Origin of the sequence: Aeromonas sp. R4-2 (genome assembly GCF_040908295.1) — a bacterium.
GTDB classification, from domain to species: Bacteria; Pseudomonadota; Gammaproteobacteria; order Enterobacterales; family Aeromonadaceae; genus Aeromonas; species Aeromonas veronii.
Genome location: NZ_JBFODL010000014.1, coordinates 506145 through 517776, shown reverse-complemented (window position 1 = coordinate 517776; position 11632 = coordinate 506145). Strand labels below are relative to the sequence as shown.

Annotated in this window: 10 protein-coding genes; 6 read left to right on the top strand and 4 right to left on the bottom strand. The window is 59.3% G+C overall.

The window, feature by feature from the left end; genetic code table 11:
• Positions 1 to 53: 53 nt before the first annotated feature.
• The 4 genes from crr to cysK all read right to left on the bottom strand — a co-directional run bounded on the left by crr (position 54) and on the right by cysK (position 4046).
• Positions 54 to 563, bottom strand: coding sequence for a PTS glucose transporter subunit IIA (crr, locus tag AB5Y99_RS12885; RefSeq protein WP_005338264.1), 510 nt, complete (start codon positions 561 to 563; stop codon positions 54 to 56).
• Between the two features lie 42 nt (positions 564 to 605).
• Positions 606 to 2333, bottom strand: a complete 1728-nt coding sequence (gene ptsI, locus AB5Y99_RS12880; protein ID WP_204380033.1) for a phosphoenolpyruvate-protein phosphotransferase PtsI — start codon at positions 2331 to 2333, stop codon at positions 606 to 608.
• 46 nt (positions 2334 to 2379) lie between these two features.
• The gene (locus AB5Y99_RS12875) at positions 2380 to 2637 is read right to left on the bottom strand and encodes an HPr family phosphocarrier protein (protein WP_005338266.1); all 258 of its coding nucleotides are present in this window, start codon (positions 2635 to 2637) and stop codon (positions 2380 to 2382) included.
• Positions 2638 to 3077: 440 nt separating this feature from the next.
• Positions 3078 to 4046, bottom strand: a complete 969-nt coding sequence (gene cysK / locus AB5Y99_RS12870; protein WP_005338267.1) for a cysteine synthase A — start codon at positions 4044 to 4046, stop codon at positions 3078 to 3080.
• 159 nt (positions 4047 to 4205) lie between these two features.
• On the opposite strand from cysK, the gene AB5Y99_RS12865 reads away from it, so the two are divergent.
• The 6 genes from AB5Y99_RS12865 (at position 4206) to exeB (ending at position 11477) form a co-directional block, all read left to right on the top strand.
• A complete protein-coding gene (locus AB5Y99_RS12865) occupies positions 4206 to 5048 on the top strand; it encodes a MoxR family ATPase (RefSeq protein WP_279489051.1) in 843 nt (280 codons plus the stop codon).
• Positions 5049 to 5051: 3 nt separating this feature from the next.
• On the top strand, positions 5052 to 6215 hold the full coding sequence (locus AB5Y99_RS12860) for a VWA domain-containing protein (RefSeq protein ID WP_368209832.1): 1164 nt from the start codon (positions 5052 to 5054) through the stop codon (positions 6213 to 6215).
• Between the two features lie 54 nt (positions 6216 to 6269).
• Positions 6270 to 7391 carry a beta-ketoacyl-ACP synthase III gene (locus AB5Y99_RS12855; RefSeq protein WP_110302726.1) on the top strand — a complete coding sequence of 374 codons (1122 nt, stop codon included), beginning with the start codon at positions 6270 to 6272 and terminating at the stop codon, positions 7389 to 7391.
• Positions 7392 to 7440: 49 nt separating this feature from the next.
• Positions 7441 to 8886, top strand: a complete 1446-nt coding sequence (locus AB5Y99_RS12850; protein WP_368209831.1) for an HD domain-containing phosphohydrolase — start codon at positions 7441 to 7443, stop codon at positions 8884 to 8886.
• A 327-nt stretch (positions 8887 to 9213) separates the two neighbouring features.
• A complete protein-coding gene (locus AB5Y99_RS12845) occupies positions 9214 to 10782 on the top strand; it encodes an ExeA family protein (protein WP_040065846.1) in 1569 nt (522 codons plus the stop codon).
• Complete coding sequence (gene exeB / locus AB5Y99_RS12840; RefSeq protein ID WP_106842467.1) at positions 10782 to 11477, top strand: GspB family T2SS assembly factor variant ExeB; 696 nt, start codon at positions 10782 to 10784, stop codon at positions 11475 to 11477. Before AB5Y99_RS12845 ends, exeB begins: the two co-directional genes overlap by 1 nt.
• Positions 11478 to 11632 lie beyond the last annotated feature (155 nt).

The window sequence follows — 11632 nt, the reverse complement described above, 5'->3', positions numbered from 1 at the left end:
GAAGCACAAGGCTTCGGTTTTTTACTGCGCAACTGGCGTGAGCCAGCCTGGCATTACTTCTTGATACGGATAACCGGGGTCTCGCCCACAGTCACGGCACCAGTCATTTTGATCAGCTCTTTGATCTCGTCCATGTTGGAGATGACAACCGGAGTCAGGGTAGACTTGGCTTTCGCTTCCAGAACGGCCAGATCGAACTCGATGATGGTGTCGCCGCGCTTGACCTGTTGACCTTCCTGAGCGATACGCTTGAAGCCTTCGCCTTTCAGTTCAACGGTGTCGATACCGAAGTGAACGAACAGCTCGATACCGGAGTCGGATTCCAGAGAGAACGCGTGGTTGGTCTCGAAAATCTTGCCGATGGTACCATCGCACGGCGCAACCATCTTGTTGCCAGCCGGCTTGATGGCGATACCGTCACCAACGATCTTCTCGGCGAAGACAACGTCAGGCACATCTTCGATCGGCACGATTTCGCCAGACAGCGGAGCAAAGATTTCGATGCCGCCGGTGTCAGAGCTATCGTCGGAAACCAGTTTCTTCAGTTTATCAAACAGACCCATATAAAGCTCCTAGAGATGATTTGTCGCTGTTTGCAGCCGATCTTAGCAGACTGCTTTCTGCTTAATAAAGTTATCTACGCATGCTTCGATTTCAGCGGCGGTGGCAAAGCTCAGTGCTTGATCAGCCATTGCCTTCACATCTTCGAAGTTGGTGTTGCGGATAAGCTTCTTGATACGCGGTACAGAGATGGCGCTCATGGAGAACTCATCCAGACCCATACCCAGCAGCAGCAGGGTAGCACGCTCGTCACCAGCCAGTTCACCACACATACCGGTCCACTTGCCTTCGGCGTGGGACGCATCGATAACCATCTTGATCAGGGTCAGGACGGAGGGTGACAGCGGGTTGTACATGGCGGAGATCATCTCGTTACCACGATCGACAGCCAGGGTGTACTGGGTCAGGTCGTTGGTACCGATACTGAAGAAATCCACTTCCTTGGCCAGATGATGAGCCATCACGGCAGCAGCCGGGGTCTCGATCATGATACCCACTTCGATGGATTCATCAAAGGCTTTGCCTTCGGCACGCAGTTCGGCTTTCAGCGTCTCTACGGTAGCTTTCAGGCTACGGAACTCTTCGACAGAGATGATCATCGGGAACATGATGCGCAGTTTGCCGAAGGCAGAGGCGCGCAGAATGGCCCGCAGCTGAGCGTGCATGATGTCTTCGCGGTCGAAGAAAATACGCACAGCACGCCAGCCCAGGAAGGGGTTCATCTCTTTCGGGAAATTCATGTACGGCAGCTCTTTGTCGCCGCCAATGTCCATGGTGCGCACGATGATCGGCTGATCCGGCATCGCTTCGGCCACTTCTTTGTAGGCTTTGAACTGCTCTTCTTCGGTCGGCAGCGCGTCACGGTCCATGAACAGGAACTCGGTACGGTACAGACCCACGCCTTCGGCGCCATTGCGGATGGCACCTTCGGTATCCTTGACGGTACCGATGTTGGCGCACACTTCGACCTGGTGACCATCCAGCGTGATGGCAGGCAGATCTTTCAGCTTGGCCAGCTCATCTTTCTCGGCCTGGAACTGAGCCTGGAACTTCTTGGCTTCGGTCAGTTGCTCAACGGTCGGATTGATGATGATCTGGTTGTTGATCGCATCCAGCACCAGCATGTCACCGTTCTTGACGCGCTCGGTGATGTCGTTGGTGCCTACCACGGCCGGCAGCTCCAGGGAGCGGGCCATGATGGAGGTGTGAGAGGTACGGCCACCGATGTCGGTGACGAAACCCAGCACATATTTCAGGTTAATCTGAGCGGTTTCAGACGGGGTCAGGTCTTTGGCGACCAGGATCACCTCTTCGTCGATGGTGCTCAGGTTGACAACGGCAATGCCCAGTACGTTCTTGACCAGACGGGTACCGATGTCACGGAAGTCGGTAGCGCGTTCGCGCAGATAAGGGTCATCCAGCTCGGCCATCATCTTGGCGTACTGTTCGATCACCTCATAGATGGCTTTGTCAGCGGAAGCCTTGTTCTCTTTGATGAAGGATTTGATATCCCCTTCCAGCTCCTCATCTTCGAGCAGCATGATGTGGCCTTCGAAGATGGCCTCTTTTTCCTCACCGAAGGTGCGACCGGCCATCTCTTTGATGGCTTCCAGCTGGGTAGCTGACTTGGTACGAGCTTCGAGGAAACGGTTGATCTCGGCATCAATCTGGTCAGCAGAGATTTTGCCCTGATTGATAACGATTTCATCTTCTTTAAGAAGAAGCGCCTTACCGAATGCGATACCGGGGGACGCAAGAATGCCAGATATCATAATCCTTCCTATTAAAACGACTGTGGGGGAGGAATCTAAAGCTGGATTACTCCAGCTCGTCCATCAGGGCAACCAGCTTCTCAACAGCTTGCTGAGCATCCGGGCCGTCAGCCTGGATAGTTACGTTGGTACCCTTGGTCAGGCCCAGGGTCTGCAGCTTGAACAGGCTCTTGGCGCTGGCGGACTTGCCACCGGAGACCACAGTGATCTCGCTTTGGAATTCTTTGGCTTCTTTCACGAACTGAGCTGCCGGACGGGTGTGCAGGCCGTTTTCAGCAGTAATAACAACAGACTTCTCGTACATGGTTTCACCCCATATTATTGATATTTTTTGGTGGATTGGTCGTTTTTGAAGCAACCTGACCCACCGAGTCAGTATGGATATGTTGTAAAGTAACGAAAGCAGACCCGCAATGGTTTAATCCAGGTCAAGTTTCTGTGCAGTAATCGGCGCGCTGGTTGGCAATTTTCAGTTATTGGGCTACAAGCCGCATCAGGACTGGCCTGAAATTATTTTATAACGAAAAATAACACTTTGTTACTTTGTGATACCCAGCCAGCAAACACCGCGTGACGCCGCACAGGATATGAGATTTAGAGCGGAATGTCTGCTTTTTTTCTCACTCCGGAACTTGTTATTTTACCCCAAAAAATAAGGATCAAGTGACACTAACAGGGGTTGAGTCTAGCCCATAAAGAAGCGGCGCTCCTGGGAGCGCCGCTGTTTTGAAAGATTCCGATCAGTTACTGCTGCAGTTCCTGCTCGCTGAACACCCCGGCAAACAGGGCGCTAGAGAGGTAACGCTCCGCCGCACTCGGCAGGATGACCACTATGGTTTTGCCTGCAAATTCCGGCAGCTCGGCCAGACGGCTGGCAGCCACCACCGCAGCACCGGAGCTGATACCGGCCAGGATCCCCTCCTCCTCCATCAGGCGACGGGCCATCTCGATGGCTTCATCGCTGGTCACCTTCTCCACCCGGTCGATGAGGGAGAGGTCCAAGTTGCCCGGGATAAAGCCGGCGCCGATCCCCTGGATCTTGTGGGGGCCCGGTTTGATCTCTTCCCCGGCCAGCTTCTGGCTGATGACCGGCGACTCGGCCGGTTCGACCGCAACAGAGACCACCGCCTTGCCTTTAGTCTGCTTCAGATAGCGGGAGACACCGGTAATGGTGCCGCCGGTACCGACCCCGGCCACGAACACATCCACTTCGCCGTCAGTGGCATCCCAGATCTCGGGGCCAGTGGTCTTTTCGTGGATCTCCGGGTTGGCCGGGTTTTCAAACTGTTGCAGCAACACATACTTGCCCGGCTCGGACTCGAGGATCTCGTTGGCCTTGGCAATGGCCCCCTTCATGCCGAGAGGCCCTTCGGTCAGCACCAGATTGGCACCGAGCGCCTTGAGCAACTTGCGGCGCTCCAGGCTCATGGTGGCCGGCATGGTCAGGGTGATGGGATAGCCGCGAGCCGCCGCGACAAAGGCCAGAGCAATACCCGTGTTGCCGCTGGTGGGCTCGATGATCTCCTTACCCTTGGTCAGGATGCCGCGCTTTTCGGCATCCCAGATCAGGTTGGCGCCGATCCGGCACTTGACGCTGAAGCTGGGGTTACGGCTCTCGATCTTGGCCAGCACGCGGCCTTTGGTAACACGGTTGAGACGAACCAGCGGGGTGTGACCGATAGTCTGGCTGTTGTCCTCAAAAATTTTGCTCATGGTGCTATCCCTGTGTTTGTTACGACGATGAAACAAGATTACCCTGTGGTTTCTGAATGAGAAGTGACTATTCGTTATAACCATATGGTATTACAACATATAGAGCTTATTCTCTCTGGCCCCTGACTCCGGGCGCCAATCGTCAAAGGAACCGACGTTATGGGATTTTCAGGAAGCAGCCAGTATCTCCCCTCCGATGCATTGAAGATGGCGGTCAATGCCGCCATCACCCTCGAAAAACCGCTGCTGATCAAAGGGGAGCCGGGCACCGGCAAGACGGTGCTGGCCGAAGCGGTCGCCGACCATCTTGGCACCGACCTCATTGCTTGGCATATCAAGTCCACCACCAAGGCCCAGCAGGGACTCTACGAATATGATGCGGTGGCCCGGCTGCGGGACTCCCAGCTCGGCGACCCCAGAGTGGCCGATATCAGCCACTACATTCGTAAAGGCAAGTTGTGGCAGGCCTTCAGCGCCGAGCAGCGACCTGTGCTGCTGATCGACGAGATCGACAAGGCCGACATCGAATTCCCCAACGATCTGCTGCTGGAGCTGGACCGGATGGAGTTCGACGTCTACGAGACCGGCGAGCGAGTCAAGGCGCGCCAGCGTCCGGTGGTCATCATCACCTCCAACAACGAAAAAGAGCTGCCGGATGCCTTCCTGCGCCGCTGTTTCTTCCACTACATCCGCTTCCCCGACAAGGCCGAGATGCAGGCCATCGTCAAACTCCACTACCCCGACCTCAAGGAGAGCCTGCTTGGCGAGGCAATGGATCTCTTCTTCGAGCTGCGCGAGGTAGAGGGACTGCGCAAGAAACCCTCCACCTCGGAGCTGCTGGACTGGATCCGCCTGCTCTTGGCCGACGATATCGCCCCCGAGGCGATGCGTGCCCGCGAGCCCGGCAAGCTGGTGCCAGCGCTCTACGGCGCCCTGCTCAAGACCGAGCAGGATCTGCATCTCTTCGAGAAGCTCGCCTTTCTGGCCCGGCGCGGCAGCTGACCCATGCTGATCGACTTTTTTACCCACCTGCGCCGCCACAAGCTCCCCTGTAGCCTGCGCGAGCTGCTGGACTTGCACGCCGCACTGGCTGCCCGGCTGGTCGCTGTCGATATGGACGAGTTCTACCAGCTCTCCCGCTGCCTGCTGGTAAAAGACGAGGCCCACTACGATCGCTTCGATCGCGCCTTCGCCGAATACTACGAGGGGCTGGAAGCCATCCCCCTGCTGCCGGAGAGCCTGCCCGAGGAGTGGTTGCGCAAGGAGTACGAACGGCTGTTGAGCCCAGAGGAGAAGGCGCTGCTCAAATCCCTCGGCGGACTCGACAAGCTGCTGGAGACCCTCAACCAGCGATTAAGCGAGCAGAAAGAGCGCCACGCCGGCGGCAGCAAATGGGTGGGGACTGGTGGCAGCAGCCCGTTTGGCCACGGCGGTTTTCACCCTGAGGGCATCCGCATGGGGGGAGAAGGGCAGCACGGCAAGGCGGCCAAGGTGTGGGAGGCCCGTCACTATCGCAACTTCAGCGACGACTCGCCGCTCGGCCAGCGCGCCATTCAGCTCGCGCTGCGCAAGCTCAGACGCTGGGTGCGCAAAGGCAATCCCGACGAGCTGGATCTCGACGACACCATAAAAAGTTCGGCCCGCCAGGGCTGGCTCGATGTGAAGCTGCGGCCCGAGCGCCACAACGGGGTGAAGCTGTTGGTTTTCTTCGATGTGGGAGGCTCCATGGATGCCCACGTGGCCGAGGTGCAGCGCCTATTCTCTGCCCTGCGCCACGAGTTCAAGCATCTGGAGTACTTCTATTTTCACAACTGCCTCTACGACTTCGTCTGGAAGGATAACGCCCGCCGCGTTGAGGAGCGGTTCGATACCCTGCGCCTGCTGCGCACCTACGGCAGCGACTACCGGGTGATCCTGGTGGGGGATGCCACCATGGGCCCCTACGAGATCACCTGGCCCGGCGGCAGCGTCGAGCAGTGGAACGAGGAGTCGGGTCAGGTGTGGCTTACCCGATTGCAGCAGCACTTTCCCAAACTGGTGTGGATCAACCCCACCCCGCGGCGGGAGTGGCTCTGGCATCCCTCCATCAAACTGATGAATGACGTGGTTGGCGGACGGATGCATCCGCTGACCCTGGCGGGTCTCGCTGCGGCGATCGACCAGCTGTAACCCTCTCTACCCTATAAACCGACAAGCCGGGAACGCACCCGGCGAGGAGCAAAGATGACCTCTATCGTGATCAGTGGCTCAGGCCTCTATACCCCACCCTTTGCCGTCAGCAATGAAGAGCTGGTGGCCGCCTTCAACCAGTATGTGGATCTCTACAACGAGGAGAACGCCTCCGCCATCGACGCCGGCCAGCTTCCCGCCAAGCAGCACTCCAGCTGCGAGTTCATCGAGAAGGCATCCGGCATCAAGAGTCGTTATCTGGTGAGCCGAGAGGGAGTGCTCAACCCCGACATCATGCAGCCGCTGCTGGCGGAGCGGCCCGATGAGATGCCCTCCATCATGGTGGAGATGGCTGTGGCTGCCGCCGAGCAGGCACTGATCGCCGCCGGTCGCGAGCCGGGAGAGATCGATCTGGTGATCGTCGCCGCCTCCAACATGCCGCGCCCCTACCCGGCGCTGGCCATCGAGCTGCAGCACTATCTGGGGGCGAGCGGCATGGCCTTTGATATGAACGTGGCCTGCTCGTCCGCCACCTTCGGCATCAAGACAGCCGCAGACATGCTGGCGGCAGGCACCGCCAACGTGGCGCTGGTGGTCAATCCGGAGATCTGCTCGGGGCATCTCAATTTTCGCGATCGGGATAGTCACTTTATCTTCGGCGATGCCTGCACCGCTGTGCTGCTGGAGCGGGAGGCCGATTGCAAGATGGCCAATCCGTGGCAACTGGTGGCCAGCAAGCTGGTGACCCAATACTCCAACAACATCCGCAACAACTTCGGCTTTCTGAACCGGCTGAGCCCGCGCACCCGCTACGGCGACGACAAGCTGTTTCGCCAGCAGGGGCGCAAGGTGTTCAAGGAGGTGTTGCCGCTGGTGTGCGACCAGATAGCCAACCAGCTCGATGAGCAGGGCTGGCCTGCCGAGAGCCTGAACCGGCTCTGGCTCCATCAGGCCAACCTCACCATGAACCAGTTCATCGGCCGCAAGCTGCTCGGTCACGATGCCAGCCAGCAGGAGGCGCCGGTCATTCTTGATAGCTATGGTAATACCAGCTCGGCGGGTTCCATCATCGCGTTTCATCTGTACAATCGCGACCTTCCTGCGGGGGCTCGCGGCGTACTGTGCTCCTTTGGCGCTGGCTACTCCATCGGTAGCCTGCTGCTGCGGCGCCTGTAATGGCGGGCCTCCCGCCGACATAACAATAACCAGCAACATGGGTGGGAATATGCAGAGGATCACGGGGCGCTGCGCCCTGCACTACGGGGTAACCCTGTCACTATTTTGTCTCTATGGCTGGCAGGTTTGCCCGTTTCTCGAGAGTCTCACCCTGCCCCAGTTGCTGGGGCCGACCCTGGTGACGTTTGCCATCATGTTCGCCGTGCGCAATTGGCTGCTCTCAAGTCGGCCCTTGGCGCGCAACGGGCTGGACGGGTTTGGGCTGGAGGTGGGTTTCTACCTGCTGGGAGCACTGCTGCTGTCGGGCTACAACGCCCTGGCCCACGACTTTCCGCTGGAGAGTCACCTCAAGGTGCTGCTGGGGATGACCACCCTCGGCTTTCTGGTGGCGGCCGATCTGACTCTGGAGCGAGACTTGCATCGGGCCAGAGCACGGCAAGCCGAGCAGAGCCTGGCGCTGAGCCACCCGCTGGCCATGCCGCTGCCACGCAAGTTCACCCTCTTTACCCTGGCGACCCTCACCCTGCTGGGGGGCGTCTTCTTCTTGCTGTTCAACAAGGATCTGGAGTGGCTGGTGACGGTGGAGCGCAGCCTGCCGAGGGTCGATGCCCAGCACTACATCCTCTGGGAGATCGCCTTCGTAATGACGGTGACCTTCTGTTATCTCGCCCTCATTATTCACGGTTATGGTCGCAATCTCGGCCTATCCCTGCGCCAGCAGACCAGCACCATGGCCAGAGTGCAGTGCGGTGACTTCGACGCCCGGGTGCCGGTCACCCGGGATGACGAGTTCGGTCTTATCGCCGCCAGCACCAATCAGATGATCGGCGAGCTGAAATCCCGCAGCGACGAGCTCAACCTGACCCGCGACGTGGCCATCCTCGGCCTCGCCTCGCTGGCGGAGACCCGGGACAACGAGACCGGCGCCCATATCATTCGCACCCAGCACTACGTCAAGGCGCTGGCGCAATACCTCAGTCGCAGCGATTGGGATCGCTATCCGCTCGATGATGCCACCATCGACCTGCTGTTCAAGTCGGCCCCTCTGCACGATGTGGGCAAGGTGGGCATTCCCGATGCAATCCTGCTCAAACCGGGCAAGCTGACCGACGAGGAGTTCGCCATCATGAAGCGCCACCCGCAGATCGGCGCCGATGCGCTGGCGAGCGCCGAGGCGCAGCTGGGCTCCAACTCCTTCCTGCGGCTGGCCCGGGAGATCTCCCTCACCCATCACGAGAAGTGGGATGGCAGCGGCTATCCGGTTGGGCTGGCGGGTGAAGCTATTCCCCTCTCCGGGCGCTTGATGGCGGTAGCAGATGTCTACGATGCCCTCATCTCGAAACGGGTCTACAAACCCGCGTTCAGCCATGAAGAAGCGAAGGAGATCATCGTGAAGGGGAGCGGCAACCATTTTGATCCCGGCATTGTCGCGGCGTTTCTCGCCTGCGAGGCACAGTTCAGGGAGATTGCCGCGCAGTTTCAGGATCACCACTGAGCAAGTACATGCCGACCAGCTTGCCCTGATGGCTGACAGGGCAACCAGCGTCATAAATTGTACACAAACAGGTCCGACCATTGCCGGTTCAGCACCATGCTGACGGCATTTTCCACGCCGCGCCTATATTGATATTTCCCTTTATTTACAGCTGTTTTTTGTCATTTTGTGATCTGGATTCGTGCCAATGACGCAACCGGGATCACAAGATGGCAGGAAAAGGCCGCAATTTGCCCTTCGGCGCCAATGATGGCTTCCAATGAAAGCGAGGTTTGCTATCATCCGGAGACATTTTTCATCTGTCGCCGGCTACAAAAGAATACCCTCATGTACACACAGTTCTTCGGCCTCTCGGAACACCCGTTTTCCATCTCGCCCAATCCCAAGTACCTCTATATGAGCGAGCGCCACGGCGAAGCCCTTGCTCATCTCAACTATGGATTGCAGGATGGCGGCGGCTTTGTGCTGCTGACCGGCGAAGTGGGCACCGGCAAGACCACCGTCTCCCGCTGCCTGCTGCAACAGCTGCCCGCCGAGACCGAGATCGCCTATATCCTCAATCCCTCTCTGACCGAACGGGATCTGCTGGCCGCCATCTGTGACGAGTTTCAACTCCCCTATCCCGAAGATGCCGGGATCAAGCGGCTGTTCGACCTTATTCGCGATCACCTGCTGGCCAACCTGGCGGCAGGCAAGCGCAGCGTGGTACTGGTGGATGAGGCGCAGCACCTGCTGCCCGGCGTACTGGAGCAGCTGCGCCTGCTCACCAACCTCGAAACCGACGAACGAAAACTGCTGCAGGTGGTGCTGATCGGTCAGCCCGAGCTGCAACAGATGCTGCGCCAACCCCTGCTGCGTCAGCTGGCCCAGCGCATTACCGCCCGCTATCACCTGCTGCCGCTCTCTCACAGCGATGTGGATGCCTACGTCCGCTTCCGGCTGCAAGTTGCAGGCTGCGTACAACCCATCTTTACCCCGCGCGCCATCAAGACGCTTCATCGCCTGAGTGGCGGCATCCCCCGTTTCATCAACCTCATCTGCGACCGCGCCCTGATCGCTGCTTTCGCCCGTGGCAGCTACAAGATTGTCCACAGCGATATCAGCCAGGCCGCCTTCGAGGTCAATGGCGTTCGGGACGAAGGGAGCTGGGCCTCCGGTCTGATGGTGACGCTGGCGGGCGCCCTGCTGGTGGCCGCAGGCTGGTGGGGCTGGCAATTTTTCGGCGTGTTCCCCACCCGTCCGGTAGTCAAGGTCGAGGTGCCGGTCACCATCGACGAGACCGCCGAGCAGCAGGAGCAGCTGACCGAGGCGATCAATCAGGCCATCGACCCCGACAGCGCCATGCAGAATCTCTATCGGGTCTGGGGCTATGAACCGGAACCGTTCGAGGCAACCTGTGACAATGCGCCCCGTGCCGGTCTGCGCTGTCAGGAGGGAGAGGCAAGCCTCGACGAGCTGCGCGCCCTGCAGTATCCCGCCATGATCACGCTCACTGACCAGACTGGCGGCCTCTACTACGCGACCCTGGTCAATCTGGGGCCGAACAAGGCCAGCCTGATGATCGGTGACCAGAGCTGGCAGGTGGATCGCCAGTGGCTCAGCGACAACTGGGGCGGCAGCTACACCCTGCTCTGGCGCATGCCCAAAGGGGGCGTCAGCCTGATCGCCAGCAATGCCGGTCAGACCCAGATTCAGTGGCTCGACAATGCCCTCAGCCGTGCGCTGCAACAACCCGAGCGCAAGGTGCGCCGTTTCGATGGCGAGCTCAAGAACAAGCTGCAGCAGTTCCAGCGGGATCAGGGGCTCACCCCTGATGGCATCGCGGGCAGCAACACCCTGCTGCGTCTCAACGCCCTCTCCGGTGAACCCATGCCCAGACTGGAGGAGGCCTCCTGATGTCGACCCTGCTCAAGGCGCTGCGCCGGGCGCAGCAACCGCAACTATCTGCCCATATACCGGCCATGGGCTTGCCCATGCCCCGGGAAGAGGAGCGCAGCCCACACCGCATCGGCTGGCTGCTGGCTCCCCTTGCCCTGTTGCTGGGGGCGGGTGCCAACTATGGCTGGCATCTGATCCACCTGCGCCCCATCGAGGAGAAGGTGGAGGTGAAAGAGGTGATCACCCCGCCCTTCGTGCGGGTCGAACCCAAGGCAATGGTGACCCGTCCGCTGCCCCCGCCCCTGCCGGAGCCGGTGGTCCAACCCAGAGCAGTGGCCAAAAACGAAGGGCCCAGTCAGGGGAATACCCCCGCGCTGAGTCTGGCCGAGCAGCTGATGAAAGCCCTCAATGAGACCCCATTGCAGGAGACGCCACACGCCACCGGCCATAACAACGTGCAACCAGCCCAGTTGATGGCGCTGGGCTCGGCGCCCCAGTCGGTGCGCCAGCAGGTACCGCAATTGAGCTATGGCTCTCATGTGTTCTCCTCCAACCCCGCCAAGCGGGCCGTGGTGCTCAATGGCCGAGAATACCGGGAGGGGAGCGAAATCGCCCCGGGAGTCGTGCTCGCCACCATCGACCAGCAATACATAGTGCTGCAGGTCGCCGGACAGAGCGTGACCCTCAAGGCGCTGCAGGATTGGCGAGGATGAGTACGCACCGTACCCTGATGTTCGCTGGCAAGCAGGATGCACCTCACCTGAGTGCCACTTTTGTGAGCATTCAAAGGTTTACGGTGTGATGAAATATCCATTTTTACGGTTTGGCGCGCCCCGACCCGTTGTGTCACAGCACTCCGCCGTACACA

Coding starts and splice junctions, on each gene's coding strand:
- crr (WP_005338264.1), bottom strand. CDS start 563: ATGGGTCTGTTTGATAAACTGAAGAAACTGGTTTCCGACGATAGCTCT.
- ptsI (WP_204380033.1), bottom strand. CDS start 2,333: ATGATATCTGGCATTCTTGCGTCCCCCGGTATCGCATTCGGTAAGGCG.
- AB5Y99_RS12875 (WP_005338266.1), bottom strand. CDS start 2,637: ATGTACGAGAAGTCTGTTGTTATTACTGCTGAAAACGGCCTGCACACC.
- cysK (WP_005338267.1), bottom strand. CDS start 4,046: ATGAGCAAAATTTTTGAGGACAACAGCCAGACTATCGGTCACACCCCG.
- AB5Y99_RS12865 (WP_279489051.1), top strand. CDS start 4,206: ATGGGATTTTCAGGAAGCAGCCAGTATCTCCCCTCCGATGCATTGAAG.
- AB5Y99_RS12860 (WP_368209832.1), top strand. CDS start 5,052: ATGCTGATCGACTTTTTTACCCACCTGCGCCGCCACAAGCTCCCCTGT.
- AB5Y99_RS12855 (WP_110302726.1), top strand. CDS start 6,270: ATGACCTCTATCGTGATCAGTGGCTCAGGCCTCTATACCCCACCCTTT.
- AB5Y99_RS12850 (WP_368209831.1), top strand. CDS start 7,441: ATGCAGAGGATCACGGGGCGCTGCGCCCTGCACTACGGGGTAACCCTG.
- AB5Y99_RS12845 (WP_040065846.1), top strand. CDS start 9,214: ATGTACACACAGTTCTTCGGCCTCTCGGAACACCCGTTTTCCATCTCG.
- exeB (WP_106842467.1), top strand. CDS start 10,782: ATGTCGACCCTGCTCAAGGCGCTGCGCCGGGCGCAGCAACCGCAACTA.